The organism is Mesorhizobium sp. M0016 (assembly GCF_040324035.1).
Classification (GTDB): Bacteria; Pseudomonadota; Alphaproteobacteria; order Rhizobiales; family Rhizobiaceae; genus Mesorhizobium.
Genome location: NZ_JAMYVM010000002.1, coordinates 176,302 through 199,802, shown reverse-complemented (window position 1 = coordinate 199,802; position 23,501 = coordinate 176,302). Strand labels below are relative to the sequence as shown.

The following is a 23,501-nucleotide window of genomic DNA, read 5'->3' as shown; positions in this document are numbered from 1 at the left end:
CGTCATCGCTTGATCGGGATCACGCTGCCCTCAACCCTTCCCATGCCGTAAACACCGAGACCGCAAACAGCAGCAGTCCGGCCGCCCGGCCCGCAAAAGCGGTCGCCCGCGGATTGGCCACCAGCAGATTGCGGCTGCGGCCGGCGGTGATGGCGAGCCCGCCATAGATGGCGGCCTGCGTCAGCATCGTCAGCAAGCCCATGACCGTCGCCTGCATCCAGATCGGGCCGTAATCCGGCTTCAGGAACTGCGGATAGACGGCAAATATGAAGAGATAGGCCTTCGGGTTGATCAGGCAGGTCACCAGTCCCTGGCGAAAGGCCTTCCAGGCCGTACGGCTGCCGGCGGGCCCGTCATGGCCGACGGTGATGGAACTGCGCATCAGCGAGATGCCGATGAAGGCCATGTAGGCGGCGCCGGCTATCAGCAGCGGCTTGTACAGGATTGGTACGAAATGCATCAGCAGGCCGACGCCGATGGCGCCGTTCAGCGTGTGCACGATGCCGCCGACCATGATGCCGCCCGTGGCGGCGAGGCCCCGGTCGCGGCCGCCGGTGAGCGCATTGGCCAGCACGAACAGCATGTCCATGCCGGGCACGATGATGATGCCGGACAGCAGGATAAAGAACAGCCAGAGATTTTCCGCGTAACTCATGTCAGTTGCTTGTCGCTTCCTGCTGGGGTGCCGTTAAGGAATTTGTTGATTTTCAAGCTGATAGGCAGTCCAATAAATCACCCCAACTGACGGGGATGTGTCAGTAGCGTTTCATCAGGGAGAGGAAATGCGCAAGGCGTCGCGCCTGTTCGAGATCATCCAGATCCTGCGGCTGGCGCGGCAGCCGGTGACGGCGGCGATGATCGCCGGGCAGCTGGAAGTCACGGTGCGTTCGATCTATCGCGACATCGCCGCACTGCAGGCGATGCGCGTGCCGATCGAAGGCGGGCGTGGCATCGGCTATATATTGCGGCCCGGCTTCGACCTGCCACCGCTGATGTTCTCAATCGAGGAGATGGAGGCGATCGTCCTGTCGCTCGCCCTGCTGGAGCGCACGGGAGACAGCGAACTCAAGCAGGCGGCCAAGCGCGTCAGCGCCAAGATCGCCGGCGCCGTGCCGCCGCCACTACGCCAGGCGTTCGACGCCAACGCACTGCATGTCTGGGGGTTCGCTGCACCGGCAATCGGCACCATCGATCTGGCGCTTGTGCGCCGCGCCATCCGCGACGAGGAAAAGCTCGACCTGTCCTATCGCGACGAAATCGGCCGCGCCTCCGAGCGGCTGATCCGTCCAATCGCGCTGATCTACTATTCAGAAACCGCCAACATCGTCGCCTGGTGCGAATTGCGCCAGGCGATCCGCAATTTCCGCAGCGACCGCATCGCCGATTGCCGAGCGACCGGGCTGCGCTTCAAAGGCGAAGGCGATCGCCTGCGCCAGGTCTGGGTCAGTGGCTGGGAGGCGAACGCTGTCGCTGGCGGCTGAAGCGAGCGGGTTTACCGCACATCCACCCAGCGCTTTTCCTCGAACGACCTCGCCATCGCGTGCACGGTGCGCTCGATCTCCAGCCCTTCGGCAAATTCGATGACCCGTGCCGGCTTGCCGGCAAGCCGCGTCAGCAATTCGTGGCACTCGATGATCTTGAGGTCGTTGAAACCGAGCCCATGGCCCGGCGCCGGGAGGAAGGCGTCGTAAGGCTTGTGGTGCGGCGCCACCAATATGGTGCGGTAGCCCTGTTCGGTCGGGCGATCGGCGGTGACGTAGAGCTGGATTTCGTTCATCCGCTCCTGGTCGAACAGGATCGATCCCTTGGAGCCGAAAATCTGTATGGCGATGCGGCCCTTGCGGCCCCAGGCCGAGCGGTTGACCAGCAGCGTGCCGGCAATGCCGTTTTCCAGATGCATCAAAACGCTGGCGATGTCGTAGGTCTCCACCGCACGGCGGCCGCCGCCGGCCAGCTTGCGGTCGGCATAGGGCTTGGCCATGTCGCAGATGACTTTTGCGACGCGGCCGAACAGTGTCGAGACCAGCGACAGCGGATGCACGGCGAAATCGTCGAGCGCGCCATAGCCGGATGCGGCCTCATGCTTCCAGAAGAACAGCGCTTCGGGGTCGGCCATGAAGTCCTCGTCCATCTCGATGCGCAGATGGTTGACCTCGCCGATGATCTTTTCCTCGAGCAGCGCGCCGATGTGGCGGATGGCCGGGCTCTGTATGTAGTTGTAGCCAAGCGCTGCGACCTTGCCGGACTTCTTCGCCGCGGCCGCCATCGCCGCTGCTTCGGCAAAGCTCGGCGCCATCGGCTTCTCGCACCACAGATGCTTGCCGGCTTCGAGAATAGCGATGGCCATCTCCGGATGGAACTGATTGGGCGTGGTCAGCGAGACGATATCGACCTCGGGGTCGTTGACGACGGCACGCCAGTCGCCCGACGCCTTGGCGAAGCCGAACTCACCGGCCTTGCGCTTGGCCAGCTCCTCGTTGACCTCGCCGAGATGGACCAGCTTCGGCTTGGCGACATCGGGAAAGACGGCGCCGACGGCGCTCCACGCAATGGCGTGGCATTTGCCCATGAAACCCGTGCCGATAAGACCAACGCCGACCATTTCTTTCTCCCAATAACTGAAGCGATCGATGGATGAATTAGTCCATTTCTTCTCCGAATGGAATGTCTGCCTCATTTTTTATGGCCTTCTTGCGCAGGCTCGCTATGATGGGGCAGAGAGGACGTCACTTGAGTTAAAGAGAGCATGATGTCGTCCGAAAACCGCTGCACACTTTTCGGCATCATGCTCTAATGCATGTCGCCCAGAAGTGTGCCGCGGTTCTGGGACAACGGCATGCATCAAAACAAAGACTTAAAGCGCATCGCACGAATCCGTTTCACCGCGACGCGCTTTAAGTGAGCTTGGACGGGGCGACGATGGACGAACGGGTACCTCGCGACTTCGAGACGCTGCGCGCCACGATCCTCGATCGCCGTGAAACCTTGCCCAAGCGCATCGCCCAGATCGCCGCCTATGCGCTCGACAATCCCGATGACATCGCCTTCGGCACCGCCGCCAGCATCGCCGCTTCGGCGGGCGTGCAGCCGTCCACCTTGATCCGCTTTGCCCAGCAACTAGGCTTTGACGGCTTCACCAGCCTGCAGCAGGTGTTTCGCGAGCGGCTGCGCGAGCGCAATTCCTCTTATGACGAACGCCTGCAGGCGCTGCGCGCCAAGGCCGATGCGGGTGCTGGACACCGAGCCATCTTCGACGGCTTCGTCGCCGCCGCCAGCACTTCGCTCAACGATATTTCGCGAACGCTGGACGAGGCGCATCTGGAAGACGCGATCTCGCTGCTGGCCAAGGCCGAGACCATCTATGTCCTGGCCAAGCGCCGCTCCTACCCGGTGGCGAGCTACATTGCCTATGCCTTGGGCAAGCTGAAGATCCGCAACCAGCTGATCGAATCCGCCGCCGGCCTCAATGCCGAGATGGTCGCCTTCGCCACCCCGGCGGACGCCATCATTGCCATCAGTTTCTCGCCCTATGCGCCGGCCACCATCGAGGAGGCCCGCACCATTTCCGAACAGGGCGTGCCGATCATCGCCATCACCGACAGTTCGTTTTCGCCACTAGCGCAGTTCGCCAAGGTCTGGTTCGAGGTTGCCGAGGCCGATTTTGCCGGCTTCCGCTCGCTGTCGGCCACCATGGCGCTGGCCATGGCGCTCACCGTCGGCGTCGGCGAGAAGCGGCGCAGCACGGGCAAGAAGCGCAAAGCCTAGGCCGGCGCCGGGCGCTCGAATTCCCGGAAGGAATGCTCATTCCATATTGACTATAGATTGGAATTATTATTTCATATTCCCGGCGCCACGCTGCCGCTCGCGCGTGTCCCCCAACTACGTTGCTCAAGACAACAAGACCGACGGGAGGTTCCAATGAGCGAAGCCATGGACGCCAAACAGGCGACGCTCGATGTCATCACCATCGGTCGCGCTTCCGTCGACCTTTACGGCCAGCAGATCGGCTCGCGACTGGAGGACATCGGCTCCTTTGCCAAATCGGTCGGCGGCTGCCCGGCCAATATCTCCGTCGGTACGGCCAGGCTCGGCCTGCGCTCGGCGCTGCTCACCCGCGTCGGTGACGAGCAGATGGGCCGCTTCATCCGCGAACAGCTCAGCCGCGAAGGCGTCAATGTCGACGGGCTGAAGACCGACAAGGAACGGCTGACGGCTCTGGTGCTGCTTTCGGTCGAGAGCGAAGGCGTCTCGCCGATGATCTTTTATCGCAGCGACTGCGCCGACATGGCGCTCGCCGAAGAAGATATCAATGAAGCCTTCATCGCCTCGGCCCGCTCGATCGTCGTCACCGGCACGCATTTTTCCCGGCCCAACAGCGACGCCGCCCAGCGCAAGGCGATCCGCATCATCAAGGCCAAGGGCGGCAAGGTGGTGTTCGACATCGACTACCGCCCCAACCTCTGGGGGCTCGCCGGCCATGCCGAAGGTTTTGAGCGCTATGTCAAATCCGACCGCGTCTCGGCCCAGCTGAAGACGGTGCTGCCCGATTGCGATCTCATCGTCGGCACCGAGGAAGAGATCATGATCGCCTCGGGCGCCGACGATTGCCTGAGTGCGTTGAAGACCATCCGCGCTCTGTCCTCGGCGACCATCGTCTTGAAGCGCGGCGCCATGGGTTGCATCGTCTATGACGGGCCGATCAGCGACGATCTGGAAGACGGTGTCGTCGGCAAGGGCTTTCCGATCGAGATCTATAATGTGCTGGGCGCGGGCGATGCCTTCATGTCCGGTTTCCTGCGCGGCTGGCTGGGTGGCGAAGACCACGCGACGGCGGCGACCTGGGCCAATGCCTGCGGCGCCTTCGCCGTGTCGCGGCTGCTCTGCGCGCCGGAATATCCGACCTTCGAGGAATTGCAGTTCTTCCTCAAGAACGGCAGCAAGCACTTAGCGTTGCGCAAGGACGAGGCGATCAACCACATCCATTGGGCGACGACCCGCCGCCGCGATATCCCCTCGATGATGGCGCTCGCCTGCGACCACCGTGTGCAGCTTGAGGACGTCGCGGCAAAGACCGGCGCCGATCCGGCGCGCATCCGCGATTTCAAGGTGCTGGCGGTCAAGGCCGCGGCGAAAGTCGCCGCCGGCCGCGACGGCTATGGCATGCTGATCGACGAGAAGCATGGCCGCGAAGCGATGTTCGAATTCGCCCGCCACCCCTTTGCCTGGCTCGGCCGTCCCGTCGAACTGCCGGGCTCGCGGCCGCTGCGCTTCGAGTTCTCGCAGGACATCGGCTCGCAACTGGTGGAATGGCCGGTCGACCACTGCATCAAATGCCTGTGCTTCTATCACCCCGACGATCCGGCAGCGCTCAAGGAAGAGCAGCAGCAGAAGCTGCGCTCGCTGTTCGAAGCCGCGCGGAAGGTCGGCCGGGAGCTTCTGGTCGAGATCATCGCCGGCAAGCACGGCAAGCTCGATGACACGACGATCCCGCGCGCCCTGGAAGAACTCTATGCGCTTGGCATCAAGCCGGACTGGTGGAAGCTCGAACCGCAGGCGTCGGCCGGCGCCTGGGCCAAGATCGAAGCGGTGATCCTGAAGCATGATCCGTGGTGCCGCGGCGTCGTGCTGCTGGGTCTCGAAGCGCCGCAGGACGAACTGGAAGCGGCCTTTGCCGCCACCGCCAAGGCGCCGATCGTCAAGGGCTTTGCCGTCGGCCGCACCATCTTCGTCCACGCCGCGGAACAATGGCTGGCCGGCAAGATGACGGATGACGAGGCTATCGCCGACATGGCCGCGCGCTTCGAACAGTTGACCGAAGCGTGGCTTGCCGCGCGTGGCCGTAAAGCAGCATAAAGGCGCGGCAAGAGGACTGCGGAGGAAAACACCATGAGCAAGACAATCCGCCTGACGATGGCGCAGGCGCTGACCCGCTTTCTCAGCAAGCAGATGACCGAGATCGACGGCAGACGAGTGCCCATCTTCGGCGGTGTCTGGGCGATCTTCGGTCACGGCAATGTCGCCGGCATCGGCGAGGCGCTGTACCAGCTGCGCGACGAATTGCCGACCTTCCGCGCCCACAATGAGCAGGCGATGGCGCATGCGGCGATCGCCTATGGCAAGGCCAATTTCCGCCGCCGCTTCATGGCCGCGACCTCTTCGATCGGCCCCGGTGCGCTCAACATGGTGACGGCGGCGGCGCTCGCCCACGTAAACAGGTTGCCCGTCCTGTTTTTGCCGGGCGATGTCTTCGCCAACCGCATCCCCGATCCGGTGCTGCAGCAGGCCGAGGACTTTTCCGACGGCACCGCGACGGTCAATGACTGCTTCCGTCCGGTGTCGCGCTATTTCGACCGCATCACCCGTCCCGAGCAGATCATCCCGGCATTGGCGCGGACCATGCAGGTGCTGACCGATCCCGCGGAATGCGGCCCGGTGACGCTGTCGCTCTGCCAGGACGTGCAGGCCGAGGCCTATGACTATCCCGAGAGCTTTTTCGCCGAGCGCGTCTGGCACCAGCGCCGGCCGCGTCCGGACCGGAACGAGCTTGCCGCTGCGGTTGCGGCGCTGAAGGGCGCGAAGAAGCCGCTGATCATCGCCGGCGGCGGCGTGCTGTATTCGCAGGCTTCGGATGAACTGGCGAAATTCGCCGAGAGCGCCGGCATTCCGGTCTGCGAGACGCAGGGCGGCAAGTCCTCGCTGCCCGACACGCATCCGCTCAACATGGCGGCGGTCGGCGTTACCGGCACCTCGGCCGCCAACCGGCTGGCCGAGGAAGCCGATGTCGTGCTCGCCATCGGCACGCGCCTGCAGGATTTCACCACCGGCTCGTGGGCGCTGTTCAAGAATTCCGGCAAGACCATTATCGGGCTCAACGTCCAGCCTTTCGACGCCGGCAAGCACCGCGCGCTGCCGCTGGTCGCCGATGCGGCCGAAGGGCTTGTCGAACTGGGTGCGGCGCTGGGGAGCTGGAAAGCACCGGCGACTTGGACGGACAATTCGGCTGCCGGCAAGAAGGCCTGGCAGGTTGACGCCGGCAAGGTGACGGCGTCGACCAACGCCGCCTTCCCTTCGGACGCGCAGGTGATCGGCGCCGTGCAGCGCGCCCTGGGCTCAGGCGTGACGCTGCTGAATGCGTCGGGCGGTTTGCCGGGCGAGTTGCACAAGCTCTGGCAGGCAGGCGCGCCCGGCTCGTACCATGGCGAATATGGCTTCTCGACCATGGGCTACGAGATTGCCGGCGGGCTCGGCGCCAAGATGGCCAAGCCCGACCAGGAGATAGTCGTCATGGTCGGGGACGGCTCTTACCTCATGATGAATTCCGAAATCGCCACGTCGGTGATGCTTGGCCTGAAGCTGACCATCGTGGTGCTCGACAACAGGGGTTATGGCTGCATCAACCGGCTGCAGATGGCCACCGGCGGCGCCAACTTCAACAACCTCTTGAAGGACGCGCGCCACGAGATCCTGCCCGACATCGACTTCGCCGCGCATGCGGCCAGCATGGGCGCTATTGCCGAGAAGGTGCCGTCGATCACCGGCCTGGAGACCGCGCTGCAAAAGTCGAAAACCAACGACCGCACCACCGTGCTGGTCATCGACACCGACCCGCTGATTTCCACCGATGCCGGCGGCCATTGGTGGGATGTCGCGGTGCCGGAAGTCTCCGCACGGCCGCAGGTCAACGCAGCCCGCAAGGCCTATGACGAAAAGCGGCAGATGCAGACTATTGGCGATTGATGCTAAGTCAGCGCTGCCCCCTACCTCCCCCTTGTGGGGAGGTCGGACCGAAGGTCCGGGTGGGGGTCTGGCGCCGCACCCCACCCCGCTGCTTCGCAGCGACCCTCCCCACAACGGGAGGGTGAACAAGAAACCGGAGCTAAAACTTGAAAGCCAAACTGGGCATGTCCCCCATTGCGTGGTGGAACGATGATCTTGCCGAACTCAGCGACGACGTCTCGCTGGAAGAGTGCCTGCGCCAGTCGCGCTCTGCCGGCTTCACCGGCATGGAAATGGGCCGGCGTTTCCCAAACGACCCCGAAATCATGCTGCCGATCCTGAAAAAGGCCGACGTGACGCTGTGCGGCGGCTGGTTCTCCGGCACGCTGGTCGATGAGGATATGGGCAAGAACAGGGATCGCATCCAGCCGATGATCGACCTGTTCAAGGCGGTGAATGCGCCTTGCATCGTCTATGGCGAGGTCGGCCGCTCGATCCAGGGTGATCGCTCCAAGCCTCTCGCCACCAAGCCGAAATTGTCGAACGACGAAATGAAGGCCTATGCCAGGCGCCTCACCGAGTTCGGCGAATGGTGCGCAGAGCAAGGCATGCCGCTGTCCTATCACCATCACATGGCGGCGGTGGTCGAGACCGAGCCGGAGCTCGATGCCTTCATGCGCCATTCCGGCGAAGGCATTCCGTTGCTGCTCGATGCAGGGCATCTCGCCTTTGCCGGTGGCGATGTGCTGCGCGCCATCGACAACCACCACAAGCGCATCAGCCATGTCCATGTGAAGGATGTGCGCATGGGCGTGATCGACGGGCTCGACCGCACGAAGCAGTCCTTTCTCGACGCCGTGGCGCTCGGTGCCTTCACGGTGCCTGGCGACGGTTCGCTCGATTTCGGCGCCATCGTGCAGCGCTTCGCCGACCATGGCTATGAAGGCTGGTTCGTCGTCGAGGCCGAGCAGGACCCGAAGAAGAACCCGCCGCTGAAGATGGCCCAAGTGGGTTACAAGGAGCTGATGCGGGTGATGACGGCGGCCGGCTACACGGTGGAAACGCAAGGCTTTCCCAATGCCTGAGGCGATCCGATGAAGGATTACGAGCACCCGTTCTTCCGGCCGCTGTGGCGGCGCGTTGCCGTCGTCGCCGTCTGCGTGATCTGGGCGGGAATAGAAGTCGCCTCCGGCACGCCGTTCTGGGGTGTCATCGCGCTCGGCTTTGCTGCCTACGCGGTGTGGCAGTTCTTCTATCTTTACAAGCCGGTGGAGGAGAGCAAGGCTGCGCCTGATCGACCGAAGACCGGCGAAGCGAAGGCGGACGCCGAACCGAAGGAATGAAGCGGCCGCGGCTCGGAAGAGCTTGCGGGTCGGACACTCGACACCTGGCGTATCGCCTACGTCGGTGATTGCCGGAATGTCCCTCGCTTCGTCATCCTAGGGTCTTCGCGACGGAGCTTCGCTCCTGCTTCGCCCTAGGATGACGAAGTTGAGAGGCCGACCTCGAAGACTTGCGATAGGAGACAAAACATGTCGAAACTGCTCGTCAAAGCCGACAAGGGCCATGGCCGCGTCGCGCATGTCACGCCCAACAGCGCCGGATGGACCTATGTCGGCTTCGACCTGCACCGGCTGAAGCCGGGCGAGACCGCATCCGGCAAGACGCAGGATCGCGAAGTCTGCCTGGTGTTCGTCACCGGCAAGGGCACGGCAAAGGCCGGCGGCCGGGAACTCGGCCTGCTCGGCGAGCGCATGTCGCCCTTCGAGGGCAAGCCGTGGTCGGTCTATATCCCGGAGGGTTCGGACTGGTCGGTCACCGCCGACACCGATCTCGAACTCGCGGTCTGCTCGGCGCCGGGCCTGGGCGGCGGCTTGCCCGTTCGCGTCATCGCACCCGACGACCTCGGCCAGGAGACTCGGGGCAAAGGCACCAACACGCGCTACGTCACCAACATATTGCCCGAGGGCAAGCCCGCCGACTCGCTGCTGGTGGTCGAGGTCATCACGCCCGGCGGCCACACATCGAGCTACCCGCCGCACAAGCACGACCAGGACAATCTGCCTGCCGAATCCTATCTCGAGGAAACCTACTACCACCGCCTCAACCCGCCGCAGGGTTTTGCCTTCCAGCGCGTCTACACCGACGCCGACAAGACCGGCGCCCGCGAGCTGGACGAAGCCATGGCGATCGAGGACGGCGATGTTGTGCTGGTGCCCAAGGGCTATCACCCCTGCGCCGCCTGCCACGGCTACGACCTCTATTACCTCAACGTCATGGCCGGGCCGAAGCGGACGTGGAAGTTCCACAACGCGCCCGAGCACGAGTGGCTGACGAAGGCCTGATCGGCCTTCGCTTGCGCCGGAAGCGGTTGGTCCAGCAGCAAAAAATCGTCGGCTAACGATCCATTGGGTCGATTTGCCTTCGAAAACCCGCATAAGCTTCGTCAATCCGTCATGGAAATCACCTATGGCAGCGGGCTGACGAGGATTTTTTTCGATGCGCTACGCCATCTATTTCACCCCAAGGCAGGACGAGCCGTTGGCGCGGATCGCCGCCAACTGGCTGGGCCGCCACCCCTTTGGCGCCGCCACCAGGCCGGTCGAGGCGGTGGGCGAGCTGTCGGCGGCCGAAGTCGCCTTTCACACCGCATCGGCGCGGCGCTACGGTTTTCATGCGACGCTGAAAGCGCCCTTCCGGTTGGCCGCCAACGAAACCGAAAGCTCGTTGCGCGCGGCGCTGGACGCCTTTGCCGAAGCAACGCCGACGGTCACCATCCCGCGCCTGGTCGTCAGCCAGATCGATGGTTTCTTCGCTTTGGTGCCGGAAGGCCCGCTGCCGCCGCTCAACCGTTTCGCCGATGATGTCGTGCTTAGCTTCGACCGTTTTCGCGCGCCGCTCACCGAGGCCGAGATCGAGCGGCGCAGCCCGGATTCGCTGAAGCCGGCCGAGTTCCGCAATCTCTGCCAGTGGGGCTATCCCTATGTGTTTGAGACCTTTCGCTTCCACATGACACTGTCCGGCCGGGCCGGGCCGCAGGAAAGCCAACGTCTGCGCGCGGCAATTGACAGCCTGTTCGCCGATGTGCTGCAGCAGCCGGTGCTGGTGGATGCGCTGACGCTGTTCGTCGAAACCGAACCGGGCGCTCCGTTCATGGTGCTTTCGCATCATGCGCTCGGCCGCCGCGCTGCCCGAAAAACCGCCTGACCGCAATTCGTCCGAGTAAGCAAGGACTGCCTGAATGACCGCCGAAACTGTTCTCCACAACGCCCGCATCGTGCTTGCCGACGAGATCGTCGAAGGGTCGCTCGTGCTGCGCGACGGTTTTATCTCCGGCGTCGACGCCGGCACCGGCCACACCGGCGGGAGCATGGGCGGCGAGGACATGGGCGGCGACTACATCATTCCCGGCCTGGTCGAGCTGCACACTGACCATCTCGAAGGCCACTATGCGCCGCGCCCGAAAGTGCGCTGGAACCCGATCGCCGCCGTCCTTGCCCATGACGCGCAGGTGGCCACCGCCGGCATCACCACCGTGCTCGACGCTTTGCGTGTCGGCATGGACGAGGACGCGGATATTACCTCCGACGACATCCGCAAGCTCGCCGGCGCGATCGAGGACAGCGTCGCGAAAGACCGGTTGCGGGCCGACCATTTCCTGCACCTGCGCTGCGAGGTCTCGGCGCCGGATTGCTTGCGGGCTTTCGCCAATTTCGATGGCGACGGGCGGGTCAAGCTGGCCTCGCTGATGGACCATGCGCCGGGACAGCGTCAGTTCGTCAATCTCGAGACCTACGCCCATTACTATCAGCGCAAGCTGAAATTGACCGATCGCGACTTCCAATTGTTCTGCGAAAAGCGGATGTCGGAATCAGCGAAGAATTCGGGACCGAACCGGGTGGCGATATCAGCCGCCTGCAACGAGCGGGGCATTGTGCTGGCGAGCCATGACGACGCCACATCAGGCCATGTCGACGAGGCGATCGAACAAGGCGTGCGCGTCGCGGAATTCCCGACCACGCTGGAAGCCGCCAAGGCCTCGAAGGATGCCGGGCTCGGCGTGCTGATGGGCGCGCCCAACGTCATGCGCGGCTCCTCGCATTCGGGCAATGTCTCGGCCCGCACGCTGGCCGGCGACGGCCTGCTCGACATATTGTCGTCCGACTATATCCCTTTCAGCCTGATCCAGTCGGCCTTCTTCCTCGGCGACGTCGTCGAGGGCATCTCCTTGCCGCAGGCGGTCGCGATGGTGTCGAAGAACCCGGCCGAGGCCATCGGCCTCAACGACCGCGGCGTCATCGAACAGGGCCGCCGCGCCGACCTCGTGCGGGTGCGCGTCGACGACCATGTGCCGGTCGTGCGCACCGTCTGGCGCCAAGGGCGGCGGGTCGCCTGATGGTCTCGGCGTCGATCGAGCGCGAACTGACCAGCGAGGCCTTTCCGGTCCGCAACGGCGTCTTCGTCGCCGTCGTCGGCCCGAGTGGCGCCGGCAAGGATACGGTAATCGGTTATGCCCGCACCTTGTTTGCCGACGAGACGAGGCTGGAGTTCGTCCGCCGGGTCATCACCAGGCCGAGCGATGCGGCAAGCGAGGATCACGACACGCTGGCCGACGCGGCCTTTGTCGAAGCCGAGGCCGACGGCGCCTTCGCCATTTCCTGGGAGGCGCACGGCCTGCGCTACGGCATTCCGGCCGATGTCGACTGGTCCATCGCCAATGGCCATGTCGCGGTCGCCAATGTCTCGCGCGCAGTCATCCCGGTGCTGCGGGAGCGCTATGCCAATCTGGCTGTCGTCGAGATCACCGCCTCGCCGGAAATCCTCGCCGAGCGTCTCGCCCAGCGCGGCCGCGAATCGCGCGGCGAAGTGCTGGCTCGGCTCGCCCGCGGCGCCAATGTCGCTTTGTCCGGCTCCGGCGTCACCTCGATCGACAATGGCGGCCGGCGCGAAGCCGCCGGAGAACGCTTCGCCGAGGTGCTGCGCAAGGCGATGGCCTTCTCGGATATATCCGGCGTGATGTAGCGCTACTCCGCCGCGACAGTCTTCCGGCTGGCATCGAGCATCAGCCGCCTTGCGCGGAACACGCCCCATTGCTGGTCGACCAGCACGCCGATCAGGATCACGCCGCCCATCACCGCGAAGTTGAGCGAGGACGGGATGCCGAGCAGATTGACCAGGTTCTGCAACTCCTGCAGCAGCACGGTGCCCAGGATGACGCCGACCAGCGAGCCTTCGCCGCCGCGCAGCGAGAAGCCGCCGAGAACGGCGGCGGCAATGGCGTAGAGCTCGTAGAACTGGCCGTGGCTGGCCGGCGAGATCGAGCGCGTGTACATGGCGAAATAGATCGCCGACAGCGCCGTCAGCACGCCGCAGATGACATAGGCGGCCATGACGACACGGCCGGTGCGAATTCCCGAATATTTCGCCGCCTCTTCGTTCTTGCCGATGGCATAGAGGTAGCGTCCGAACACCGAGCGGTGCAGCACCACCCACATGACGATCGAAATGACGATCAGTGCGATGAAGCTGTTGGGCACGCCATAGCTGCGGCCCGCGGTGAGGAATTCGAGCTCGGGAAAATTCTGGCCGAAGGCGAAGCCGGCGGTGCCGTCGGCGGTATAGAAACGGGCGACCCCGCGATAGATCAAAAGGCCGCACAGCGTGACCACGAAGGGCTGCAATTTCAGCCTTGTGATCAGCCAGCCATGCGCCAGTCCGATGATGCCGCCCAGCACCAGGATCAGCGGCAGCGCCAGCGGCCATGGCATGTCGCGCACGGCGATGAAATCGATGAATAGCGTGCCGAGCAGCGCCACCAGCGATCCCACCGACAATTCGATGCCGCCGGTAATGATGACGAAGGCCTGGCCGATGGCGAGGATCCCGAACAGGCCGATCAGGTTCGAGGTGTTGGCGAGGTTGATCGGCAAAAGAAAGCGCGGGTTGATGGCGGTCACCACGGCGCCGACCACCAGGATCAGGATCAGCAGGCCGAGATCTTTTTTGCTCATCGTCTTCTCCCCAATGCGCCGGACCGGCAATCGCCTGAAGCCCGCTAGTTTGCCGGCTTGCCGACCGCCAGCAACAGCACGTTTTCCTGGCTGAATTGTTCTTTGTCGAGAATGCCCGAGATCTGGCCCTCATGCATGACGGCGATGCGGTCGGACACGCCGATCACCTCTTCCATGTCGCTGGAGATCATCAGCACGGCCACGCCGGCATCGGCCAAGGCTCGCATCAGCCCGTAAATCTCGGCCTTGGCGCCGATATCGATGCCGCGCGTAGGCTCATCGAGGATCATCACCTTCGGGTTCATCGCCAGCCATTTGCCCAGCACCACCTTCTGCTGGTTGCCGCCCGACAGCGTGCCGGTTCGCGTCTGCACCGACGGCGCCTTGATGCCGAGATTGCTCTTCTGCTTCTCGGCGGTGGCGGTCTCGGCGCTTGCCGACACCAGTCGACGCTTCGCATGCGCCGGCAGGTTGGGCAGCGAGATGTTCTGCGCGATCGACAGGTCAAGCAAAATGCCGGTCAGCTTGCGGTCTTCCGGAACCAGAAAAATGCCATGCGCGACCGCATCGGCCGCCGAACCCAGCACAAGCGGCTTGCCGTCGAGTTCGAGCCCACCGCCAAGCGTGCTGTCTATGCCGAAGAACACCCGCGCCAGTTCGGTGCGGCCGGAGCCGACAAGGCCGGCGAGGCCGAGGATTTCACCGCGCCTGATGTCGAGGTCGACCGGCCGGGCAGGGTAGGCGGGGGTGCGGATGGCTTTGGCCGAGAGCGCAGTGGCGCCCGGCGCCCGAGCCGCCTCGGAGGCCTTCTCGCGCTCCTTCAGCATGCGGCCGATCATCAGCTTGACCATCTGGTCGTGGTTGATGGCGCTCTTCGGCAAGGTGCCAGCCAGCATGCCGTCGCGCAGCACCACGACGCGGTCGGCGACGCGCTCGACCTCATGCAGCCGGTGCGAAATGAAGATGACGCTGATGCCATCGGCCTTCAGCGCCTTGATGACGTCGAGCAGCTTGTCGGTTTCGGCGAGCGGCAGGCTCGACGTCGGCTCGTCGAGGATCACCAGCCGCGCCTTGATCGACAGTGCCTTGGCGATCTCGACCATCTGCTGCTGCGCCAGCGACAGCGAGGCAACCGGCGTATCGGCGGAGAAATTGGCGCCGACGCGCTTCAGCAGTGGCGCCACCATTTCGCGCAGCTTGGCGCGGTCGACCAATCTCAGCGGCCCGCCGCGCAACGGCTCGCGGCCGAAGAAGATATTGGCGGCAACATCGAGGTTTTCGAAGAGATTGAGTTCCTGGTGGACGAAGGCGATGCCCGACCCCAGGCTGCCTTCGACGGTGAGCCCGTCATGCGCAACGCCGTCGACGGTGATGGCGCCGCTGTCCGGCCTGGTGACGCCGCCGAGGATCTTCATCAAGGTCGATTTGCCGGCGCCGTTTTCGCCGACCAGGCCGATCACCTCGCCCGGCCTGACCTCCATGGAAAAGCCGTCCAGCGCCACCACGCCCGGATAGGTCTTGCGCACGTTCTCGAGGCCGAGGAACGGGGTGGTTGCGACGATAGATGGGTCGGAATAATTCATCACGCCATATTTGATCAGGCTTGCCAGCAGCCGGTGGGCTACAGACTGACGGGCCTTGGCCGACCCGTCAACACGATCGCCGGCTCAAGGCGAACCCTGAGCCGGCGCAACTGCTCGTGGTCTCAGTTTCCGGACATCGCCTTCAGATTGGCGGCATAGGTGTCGACATCGTCCTTACCGATGATCTTGGTCGGGATGATGATCAGGCCGCCTTCCGGAATGCCTGATTTGTCGCCCTTGAGATAGGCGGCCATCAGCTTCATGCCCTGATAGGCCCATTCGAAGGGCTGCTGCACGACGGTGGCCGCCACGGTGCCTTCCTTGACGCCGCCCAACGTGATCGGATCGTCATCGAAGCCGACGACGGTGATCGAGCCGAGCTTGCCGGCGTCGCGCAGCGCTTCATAGATGCGCGGCGTGTTGTAGGAATAGAAGCCGACCATGCAGGTGATGTCGGGGCTGGCGACCAGCGCGTCCTCGACATTCTTCTTGGCGCGCGCCTGGTCGATGTCGTCGCCGCGCACGTCCACCAGTTCGATCTTGCTGCCGGCGAGGCCGTCCTTCATGCCCTGGATGCGTTCCTTGGCATTGTCGGCGCCGAGCAGGCCGACGAAGCCGAGGCACTTGCCGCCGTCCGGCATCGCTTTCTTGGCGATCTCGGCCGCCTGCTTGCCGGCGTCGACATTGGACGAGCCGATATAGGCAACACGCTTGGTCTGCGGGGCATCGGAGTCGGTGGTGAACAGCGCCGTTTCCGACGCTATCTTGTTCAGACCGTCGGTCGAGGTCTTGGGATCGACGGCCGAGACCATGATGCCCTTGACGCCGGCGGTCACCAGATCATCCATCAGCCGCTGCTGGATGGCGACCGAGGACTGCTCGGGATATTTGAGTTCGAGATTGTAGTCGGGCAATTCGGCCTGCGCCTTCTTGACGCCGGCTTCGGCGGCCTTCCAGAAATCGGAAGCGCCGTTGACGACGAAGGCCAGCGTCGGCTTGTCGTCGGCGCGCGCAATGGCTGTCGCGGTCAGGCCAAGCAGCAGGGCTGCGGTGGCCACGGATGCATGTCGTATCAAGGATTTCATGTTCAACCTCCCGTTTTGGCTCAGTCGTCGGACTGAACCGATCTTGCATTCACTGACTTGCCGCTCGCGATTTGGACGCCCTCCTCCTCAGGGGTTCCCGGCGCTGAAGAATGGCGTCGTCGGTCGCGATCACGGACATTAGAGACTCATCCCGTGCTCGTAAATAGTCTGATTTGTCTGACATATCACATGTCCGAGACCACGCTTGCGGAGGCAAACCCCGCTCGCCATCGGGCCATTCACGTGCACTTCTCGCCGCACGGGTCCCACCTGACCGGACACGGCGGATTGACGTTACAGCGTCGTTTTGTATTAGTAAACACTATTAGCAGAGGTCCCGCGCGGACACTCGGCGGTGGCCCTAGGTCTAGTTTTCCCGAACAGGTGCAGCACCGCTTCGCGCAAGCAGATGCCTTGCAGTCCTCGAATTTCACGCGGCCCGCAGCGGCATGGCGGGGAACTTCAAAGCTGCTAATAAAGATAAACGCCTTCGACTATTTCCATCGGTCGACGGCGCGACACCATCTTGTCGGTGTGGCAGGCTTGCGACTAGACAGGCTGGGGATTGGGACGCAATGCCATGAGCGAGACGAGGGATCCCGACGACACGGCGAAGCGGCGCAAGGCGCCGGCGAGAGCCGCCAAGGGCGGCCGCGTCACCATGACCGACATCGCCAGGGCAGCCGGGTGCTCGCAGGCGACCGTCTCTTTCGTGCTCAACGATTCGCCCGGCATCCGGCTGTCGCAGCAGACGCGCGAGCGGGTGATCGACGCCGCGCGTGCGCTCGGCTACGCAGCACCCGCCTTCTCGGCGCTGCGCAAACCTGTTCCCGCCTTCGATGGACTTGACAGTGTCATCGGTTTCGCCGTCGACCAGCTGGCGACAAGCCCGGAAGCCGTTGTCGCCATCGAGGGCGCGCGCCAGGCGTCGTGGAACGCCGGCAATGTGTTGCTCGTGGCGCAGACCATGGGCGACTCCGTCATGGAGCCGCGCGCCATTGCGGCGCTCACCAGGCGCGGCATCTCGGCGCTGGTCTACATGACCATCTTCACCCGCGAGATCACGGCACCGGACTTCCTCTACGGCCTCGACATCCCGGTCATCCTGCTCAACTGCTACACGGCCGATTATGCCTTCCCGGCCGTGGTGCCGTCCGAGATCGCCGGCGGCCAGAACTCGACCCGGCATCTGATCGGCCACGGCCACCGCCGCATCGCCACCATCACCGGCGAGCCGTGGATGCAGGCCGCGCAGGACCGGCTGAAAGGCTACCGCAGAGCGCTCGCCACCGCCGACATCCCGTTCGATCCCGAACTGGTGGTCGAGGGCGACTGGTCGGCGAGCGCCGGCTATGCCGCGACCGTTAAGCTTTTGGCGCTCAAGGAGCGCCCGACCGCCATCTTCTGCCAGAACGACCGCACAGCCATCGGCTGCTACGAAGCGCTGAAGGAGGCGGGCCTGCACATCCCGCAGGACATCTCCGTCGTCGGCTATGACGACGAGGAGATCGCCCGCCACCTGTTCCCGCCGCTGACAACATCGATCCTGCCGCACATGGCGATGGGCCAATGGGCGATCGAACAGCTCGAAGTGCCGCCGCCTCCCGGCCGCGGCCGCTATCCAATCACCAAGCTGGAATGCCCGCTGGTGCAGCGGGATTCGGTGGCAGCTGTGGCTGGATAAAGCTGAACCAGCCCATCCCGATGCAAATCGGGATGGGTCTGTTTGGTGTTTGCGCCTCAGGGCAGGGTCAATCCGGGAACGTGCCGCGGTTAGAACCGCAAGACGACGAAGGAGCGCCTGCGATAGCAGCGCCGGCGCAACCGGCCATGCCGCCAGAACGTGCGGCAGTGCCGTCTCCAGACATGCCGCCTGTGGTGGCGACGATGGTGCCATCGCCGATGCGAGATCTGCTCGACATCGCCAGCGCCTTCGTCGTCATCAAACGAATTGGCATCCTGCTTGTCGAGTTCATCGAGAATGCCGTTACCGACATTGGGAACCCCGGCCACGGCCTCGAGAGGCCGAACCGCGGTAGCAAGCGCCGCGGCCCCCGCAACGCCAAACAATGCTGTCAAGAATGATCGCCGATCCATCAAAACCTCCATCAGCAAGACAAGGCTAACATGACGAGCCTAACACAAAGCAGCTAGAGCGGGTGATACAAAAGGCCAGAGGCGAATCTTCGAGCCGGCCCAAACGGGTGACCGGACGGACGGCAGAGGTCGGAGCAAGGCCGCTACCGGGCGGCGCGCTTCCTTCGGCTCGGCGACCAAGCCATGCGGAATGCCGCCGATGAAAGCGCACAGCCTGAGCGGTTCCGCCTTTCCGCGAACTCTGAACCGCTTGGCAAAGCTACCCCCTAAGAATGCCCGCCACCTTGCGGCAGTGGCTGGCTGAGAGACTGACGCCCCACGGCAGATGCGATGTTGCGGTACTCAGCGCCGCGCCAATATCCGGCAGAGCTCCTTCAGGTCCCGGTCGTAGGTGCCCTTGCCGCTGAGCACGCTGGCGCAGCGTTTTTTCATCTTGGCGATCTGGCCGGCCGACATGGCGCTGATGGCAACCACCGCCGGTCGCGCCGGCACCGCCGGCGTGTTGGGATCCCTGGGGCTGGTGGTCGTTGTCTGTGTGCCAATGCCGACGCCGACCCCGGCCGTCACTCCACTGCCCACCCCGACCCCGGCGCCGACCCCGACACCGCTGCCGACGGTTGCGCCGACCCCGACCCCGACGCCCGTGCCGACCGATACGCCGGCGCCGGCGGTAACGCCGCTGCCAACCGAGGCGCCGACACTGGCGGTGGTGCCGCTGGTGCCTCCGACCGTCGCTCCGGCATTGACGCCCTTGCTCCCGCCGACCGAGACACCGACGCCAAGCCCGCCGCCACTGCCGCCGACCGAAACACCCACCCCACCGCTGCCGCCGATGCCCACACTGAGCCCGCCCGCGCCAGCCGGAAAGCACAAAGCTACGGAAACCGCGCCGCCGGCCAAGACCTTTGTTAAACTTTTAAAGAAATCCATAACGCCGCTCCCCGTGCTGGTTGCCTGGACGCAGGTTGAACAGCATCCGTTACCAATATGATTACGCGAGTGTAGCGTTTTTAGTTTCTGCAAGAATAGGTAGTATTGGAAATCGTTGTTATGGCTTCTTGCGGCGACCGGAATATATATGTTGGAATTGGCGGAAAAAATCGAGGATTTGCGGTTAGACTCGGAACCTTAGACAGGCAGGACGAGTGCTCGCATGCGGGAATTTACCGGGCGCATGCCTCAGGCCATCTTGCGACGCCGCTTCCCTAGGCTGCGGTGGAGAATGGACCCTCGAGAATGGGGCTCGTACTGCAGAAAAGGGGACGATCCAAGAAACCCGCGACGATCTCCACCGATGTCGGGCGCGTTGTGCGCCACATCGTTCCGCTGCTCGCAGTCGACGGCGTCAGCGCTACCCTTGCGGGCATACCTTCGCCCCGTTTGGCGTTTCTGCCCTTTGGATCGGATGCCGATCGTCCGCTGGCGTTTCGAATCTCTTCAACTTACGCCGAGTTTCGCAAATCCACTTTAATCCCGGCTAACGTTCGAAGGGTTCGCCAAGCGAGGCGACACCGTTCAGCCTGAGCAAGCGGCGGTCCGCCGAGATGACACCGAGCACGACGATCGTAACGAGATAGGGAAGGCTGGAAAGCAGTTGCGATGGCAAGTCCAGACCGGTCGCCTGGGCGGCGAGGCTCATCAGCGAAACCGCACCGAAGAGGCAGGCACCCAGGAAGATGCGGCCAGCGAGCCACGTACCAAAGACAACGAGTGCGATCGCGATCCAGCCACGTCCGGCAATCATACCGTCCGCCCAAAGGGGCGTGTACACCGCCGCCGCATAGGCGCCGGCAAAACCCGCCATCATGCCACCAAAAGCTATGGCCGCGATACGGATAGCGATGACCGGATAGCCGATGGCATGGGCTGCCTTGGGATTCTCGCCGATTGCCCTCACGACAAGGCCGACTCTCGTATAGGCAAACATCGCCCAGATCGCAAACGTCACGGCAAGGGAAAGCCATACGACGATGTCCTGGACAAACAGCCTGCCGACTACCGGGATTTCCGAGAGGCCGGGAAAGGCAAGTTTCGGGAGCCCCTTCACCGTCAAGCTCTCGTAGCTTTTGCCGAACAGCGCCGAAAGGCCTTGGCCGAGAATGCCGATCGCAAGGCCTGTCGCGACCTGGTTTGCCCGGAATCCGAGTGCCAGCACTGCAAAGACGAGGGACAGGACGGCGCTACCGAGGCCGGCGGCAACGAACCCCAGCAGGTGTCCACCGCCGTGGTAGACGACGATGAACGCGAGCACCGCGCCGAGGGCCATCAGGCCCTCTACGCCGAGGTTAAGAACACCGGCGCGCTCGACCACCAACTCGCCGAGTGCGGCAAGGAGAAAGGGGGTTGCCGCTGCGAGCATGCCCGAAATAATGAACTCGACGGCGTTCATGGCTGGCTCAGGTGATGGGGGCGGCGCCACTCGATGCGGTAGCGCACGAAGGCCACAGCGCCGAGATAGGCGAGCAGCAAGCTGCCTTGGAAGACGCGGACGGCGGCGATCGGCAGGTTTGCCGACACCATCGCATTGTCGCCGCCGATATAGAGGACAGCCATGAAGAGCGCGGAAAAGATGATGCCGACTGGATGCAAGCCGCCGAGATAGGCGACAATGATGGCCGCATAACCGTAGCCGGTCGAGATCGAGCGCTGCAGCTGGCCGAGCGGACCCGCGACTTCCGCCGCGCCTGCCAGTCCCGCCGCCATGCCACCGATCAGAAGCGATAGCCAAATCGCACGCCCTTCGCTGAAGCCGGCGTAACCGGCCGCGCGCGGGGCAAGGCCGCCGACCTTGAGCTTATACCCCATGAAGCTTCGCTGCATGAAAACCCAGGCCACCAGCGAGAGCGCAAGTGTGATGAGCAGCGAGACGTTGACGCGGGTACCGGTGATCAGGGTCGGCACCATCGCGTCGTTCTGAAACATGACGGATTGTGGGAAATTGAAGCCGGCCGGGTCCTTCCATGGGCCGAGCAGCAGGTAGTTGAGGACTTGCGCCGCAACGAGGCTCAGCATCAGGGAGACCAGGATCTCGTTCGCATTGAGCCTGACGCGCCAGAAGGCGGTGATAGATGCCCAAAGTGCACCGCCGAGGGCACCGAGAAGCAGCATCAGCGGCCAGATCCACTGCCCGGTCGCCTGCGGAAACCAGACGGGGATCGCCGAGGCGAAAATAGCGCCCAGGATAAACTGGCCCTCCGCGCCGATGTTGAACACTTTTGCGCGGAAACCGATCGCCAGCCCCTGAGCAATGAGGAGAAGGGGCCCCGCCTTCAGCAGCACCTCCGCAAACGATGCCCAGGAGAGGAACGGCTCGAGAAGCATCGCGTACAGGACGGCCGCCGGATCTCGGCCTATCAGCACATAAAGGCCCAGATTGAGGATGATCGCCATGCCAAGCGCGACAGCCGGGGCCAGCATGGCCGCGACGAGCGAGGCATGCTCCCGGCGGACGAGCGCGGGGAGGAACGTCGCGGCCCAAACGCTCATGCAGGAACCTTCTCTGGCGAGGCATGTGCTCCGATCATGTATCTGCCGATGTCTTCGGGGCGCGTGTCCCGCGTGACCAGAGGCGGACTCAGCATTCCATGATGGAGCACCTGGATGAAATCGCAGAGTTCGAAAAGTTCCTCGAGTTCCTCGGAAATTACGAGGATCGCCACGCCCAGGTTGCGCAACGCGATGAGCCGCCTTCTGATGGCGGATGCAGCGCCAATGTCTACACCCCAGGTCGGCTGCGCCACGAAAAGCAGTTTTGGCGACAGCATCATCTCGCGACCGACGATGAATTTCTGCAAGTTGCCGCCGGACAGCGAGCCCGCTTCGGCATCCGGGCCGGAGGCGCGGACGTCGTACCGACGGATGCATTCGCTGGTGAAAGCCGTCGCTCCGGCGCTGTTGATGAGGCCGCGCCTCACGAGATCGAAAGAATGGGCGGTAAGAACGGTGTTGAGCACGAGCGACATTTCAGGGACCGCGCCGCGTCCCAGCCGGTCTTCGGGCACGAAGGCGAAGCCAAATCTCCTGCGCGCGGCCGCATCGAGTGTGCCTACGTCGCGGCCCATCATGTAGATTCGGTCGCGTTGTTCCTTCAGCAGCATCGCTTCGCCCGAGATGAGCGCGGCAAGCTCGCCTTGGCCATTGCCCGATATTCCGGCTATGCCAAGGATCTCGCCTGATCGTACCGTGAGGCTGATGCCGGAGAGCGGCGTGGCAAAGGGGTCGTCCGGCGTGTAGTCCATGTCGATTATTTCCAGCCGCTTCTCCCCCTCGGGCATGGCCAACGCGGGCATCACCTCGGGCATGTCGCGGCCGATCATCATCCGGGCGAGGTCGTGCGCATCATAGTCGCGCGGGTCGACGGTGCCGATAACGCGCCCTCCACGCAAGACCGTCGCCTGGTCACAGATCGTGCGAATTTCCTCCAGTTTGTGGGAGATGAACAGGATGGACACGCCGCGGTCGCGAAGGCGCCTGAGCGTGTCGAACAGCTTCTTCACCGCCTGCGGCGGCAAGACCGAGGTCGGCTCGTCGAGAATGAGCAGCTTCGGGTCCGTCATCAGGCAGCGGATGATCTCCACCCGCTGCCGTTCGCCGACCGAGAGCGCGTGCACATCGGCGAGAGGATCCACTTCAAGGCCGAAATCCTGGCCGAGGCTGCGGATGCGCCCCGCCAGCTCCGCCTTGCCGCCGGGGACGACGAGCTGGATGTTCTCGACGACAGTCAGCGTCTCGAACAGCGAGAAATGCTGAAAGACCATGCCGATGCCCCTGCGCCGTGCCTCAGCCGGCGAGGCAAGGCGCAGATGCTCTCCGTTCCAGACGACGGTGCCTTCGTCCGGCTGTTCAACGCCATAGATGAGCTTCATCAGCGTCGATTTGCCCGCCCCATTCTCCCCGAGGATCGCATGGATCGATTGGGGCGCCACGTCCAGATCGATGGCTTGGTTGGCCCGGATCTGGCCGTAGCTCTTCGAGATGCCGCGGAGCGACAGAAGGGGCGGGGTCATGAC

General features: G+C 63.8%; 21 protein-coding genes. 12 read left to right on the top strand and 9 right to left on the bottom strand.

The features are described 5' to 3' along the window. Positions 1–19: 19 nt before the first annotated feature. Positions 20–655 (bottom strand): LysE family translocator, encoded by a 636-nt coding sequence (locus tag NKJ88_RS03735; RefSeq protein ID WP_023672340.1) that lies wholly within the window; start codon positions 653–655, stop codon positions 20–22. Between the two features lie 127 nt (positions 656–782). On the opposite strand from NKJ88_RS03735, the gene NKJ88_RS03730 reads away from it, so the two are divergent. Then, a complete protein-coding gene (locus NKJ88_RS03730; protein ID WP_352443581.1) occupies positions 783–1,481 on the top strand; it encodes a helix-turn-helix transcriptional regulator in 699 nt (232 codons plus the stop codon). Between the two features lie 11 nt (positions 1,482–1,492). Here NKJ88_RS03730 and NKJ88_RS03725 read toward each other — a convergent pair whose 3' ends face one another. Beyond that, positions 1,493–2,602 carry a Gfo/Idh/MocA family protein gene (locus NKJ88_RS03725; RefSeq protein ID WP_023814498.1) on the bottom strand — a complete coding sequence of 370 codons (1,110 nt, stop codon included), beginning with the start codon at positions 2,600–2,602 and terminating at the stop codon, positions 1,493–1,495. A gap of 317 nt (positions 2,603–2,919) precedes the next feature. Between NKJ88_RS03725 and NKJ88_RS03720 the strand changes: the two genes are divergently transcribed. From NKJ88_RS03720 to phnN, 9 genes are all read left to right on the top strand, one after another. After that, on the top strand, positions 2,920–3,765 hold the full coding sequence (locus NKJ88_RS03720) for a MurR/RpiR family transcriptional regulator (RefSeq protein WP_352443580.1): 846 nt from the start codon (positions 2,920–2,922) through the stop codon (positions 3,763–3,765). 153 nt (positions 3,766–3,918) lie between these two features. Further along, complete coding sequence (locus tag NKJ88_RS03715; protein ID WP_023823975.1) at positions 3,919–5,853, top strand: bifunctional 5-dehydro-2-deoxygluconokinase/5-dehydro-2-deoxyphosphogluconate aldolase; 1,935 nt, start codon at positions 3,919–3,921, stop codon at positions 5,851–5,853. Between the two features lie 33 nt (positions 5,854–5,886). Further along, positions 5,887–7,737: a 3D-(3,5/4)-trihydroxycyclohexane-1,2-dione acylhydrolase (decyclizing) gene (iolD, locus tag NKJ88_RS03710; protein ID WP_352443579.1), complete on the top strand. Its 1,851-nt coding sequence runs from the start codon at positions 5,887–5,889 to the stop codon at positions 7,735–7,737. Positions 7,738–7,883: 146 nt separating this feature from the next. After that, entirely contained in the window at positions 7,884–8,801 is a 918-nt protein-coding gene (gene iolE / locus NKJ88_RS03705) for a myo-inosose-2 dehydratase (RefSeq protein WP_023823973.1), read from the top strand. A 9-nt stretch (positions 8,802–8,810) separates the two neighbouring features. After that, on the top strand, positions 8,811–9,059 hold the full coding sequence (locus NKJ88_RS03700) for a hypothetical protein (RefSeq protein WP_023823972.1): 249 nt from the start codon (positions 8,811–8,813) through the stop codon (positions 9,057–9,059). A 189-nt stretch (positions 9,060–9,248) separates the two neighbouring features. Further along, positions 9,249–10,061, top strand: a complete 813-nt coding sequence (gene iolB, locus NKJ88_RS03695; protein ID WP_352443578.1) for a 5-deoxy-glucuronate isomerase — start codon at positions 9,249–9,251, stop codon at positions 10,059–10,061. Between the two features lie 154 nt (positions 10,062–10,215). Next, the gene (locus NKJ88_RS03690) at positions 10,216–10,923 is read left to right on the top strand and encodes a DUF1045 domain-containing protein (RefSeq protein ID WP_352443577.1); all 708 of its coding nucleotides are present in this window, start codon (positions 10,216–10,218) and stop codon (positions 10,921–10,923) included. A 34-nt stretch (positions 10,924–10,957) separates the two neighbouring features. Beyond that, entirely contained in the window at positions 10,958–12,112 is a 1,155-nt protein-coding gene (locus NKJ88_RS03685) for an alpha-D-ribose 1-methylphosphonate 5-triphosphate diphosphatase (protein ID WP_023728868.1), read from the top strand. Beyond that, positions 12,109–12,738: a phosphonate metabolism protein/1,5-bisphosphokinase (PRPP-forming) PhnN gene (phnN, locus tag NKJ88_RS03680; protein ID WP_023728869.1), complete on the top strand. Its 630-nt coding sequence runs from the start codon at positions 12,109–12,111 to the stop codon at positions 12,736–12,738. Before NKJ88_RS03685 ends, phnN begins: the two co-directional genes overlap by 4 nt. A gap of 2 nt (positions 12,739–12,740) precedes the next feature. Here the strand turns inward: phnN and NKJ88_RS03675 are convergent, their stop codons facing one another. From NKJ88_RS03675 to NKJ88_RS03665, 3 genes are all read right to left on the bottom strand, one after another. Then, entirely contained in the window at positions 12,741–13,727 is a 987-nt protein-coding gene (locus NKJ88_RS03675) for an ABC transporter permease (protein ID WP_023672350.1), read from the bottom strand. A 44-nt stretch (positions 13,728–13,771) separates the two neighbouring features. After that, entirely contained in the window at positions 13,772–15,310 is a 1,539-nt protein-coding gene (locus NKJ88_RS03670) for a sugar ABC transporter ATP-binding protein (protein ID WP_023672351.1), read from the bottom strand. Positions 15,311–15,432: 122 nt separating this feature from the next. Continuing rightward, positions 15,433–16,395, bottom strand: a complete 963-nt coding sequence (locus tag NKJ88_RS03665) for a sugar-binding protein (protein ID WP_023672352.1) — start codon at positions 16,393–16,395, stop codon at positions 15,433–15,435. Between the two features lie 580 nt (positions 16,396–16,975). On the opposite strand from NKJ88_RS03665, the gene NKJ88_RS03660 reads away from it, so the two are divergent. Both NKJ88_RS03660 and NKJ88_RS03655 read left to right on the top strand, forming a co-directional pair. Then, entirely contained in the window at positions 16,976–18,079 is a 1,104-nt protein-coding gene (locus NKJ88_RS03660) for a LacI family DNA-binding transcriptional regulator (RefSeq protein WP_023832680.1), read from the top strand. 218 nt (positions 18,080–18,297) lie between these two features. Then, a complete protein-coding gene (locus NKJ88_RS03655; protein WP_196815106.1) occupies positions 18,298–18,480 on the top strand; it encodes a hypothetical protein in 183 nt (60 codons plus the stop codon). Positions 18,481–18,834: 354 nt separating this feature from the next. On the opposite strand, the gene NKJ88_RS03650 is transcribed toward NKJ88_RS03655, so the two are convergent. The 4 genes from NKJ88_RS03650 to NKJ88_RS03635 all read right to left on the bottom strand — a co-directional run bounded on the left by NKJ88_RS03650 (position 18,835) and on the right by NKJ88_RS03635 (position 23,498). After that, on the bottom strand, positions 18,835–19,422 hold the full coding sequence (locus tag NKJ88_RS03650; RefSeq protein WP_023748289.1) for a hypothetical protein: 588 nt from the start codon (positions 19,420–19,422) through the stop codon (positions 18,835–18,837). Between the two features lie 547 nt (positions 19,423–19,969). After that, complete coding sequence (locus NKJ88_RS03645) at positions 19,970–20,881, bottom strand: ABC transporter permease (protein WP_023700481.1); 912 nt, start codon at positions 20,879–20,881, stop codon at positions 19,970–19,972. After that, entirely contained in the window at positions 20,878–21,978 is a 1,101-nt protein-coding gene (locus NKJ88_RS03640; RefSeq protein ID WP_023695008.1) for an ABC transporter permease, read from the bottom strand. The genes NKJ88_RS03645 and NKJ88_RS03640 overlap by 4 nt, the downstream gene beginning before the upstream one ends. Then, on the bottom strand, positions 21,975–23,498 hold the full coding sequence (locus tag NKJ88_RS03635; protein WP_352443576.1) for an ABC transporter ATP-binding protein: 1,524 nt from the start codon (positions 23,496–23,498) through the stop codon (positions 21,975–21,977). Before NKJ88_RS03635 ends, NKJ88_RS03640 begins: the two co-directional genes overlap by 4 nt. Positions 23,499–23,501 lie beyond the last annotated feature (3 nt).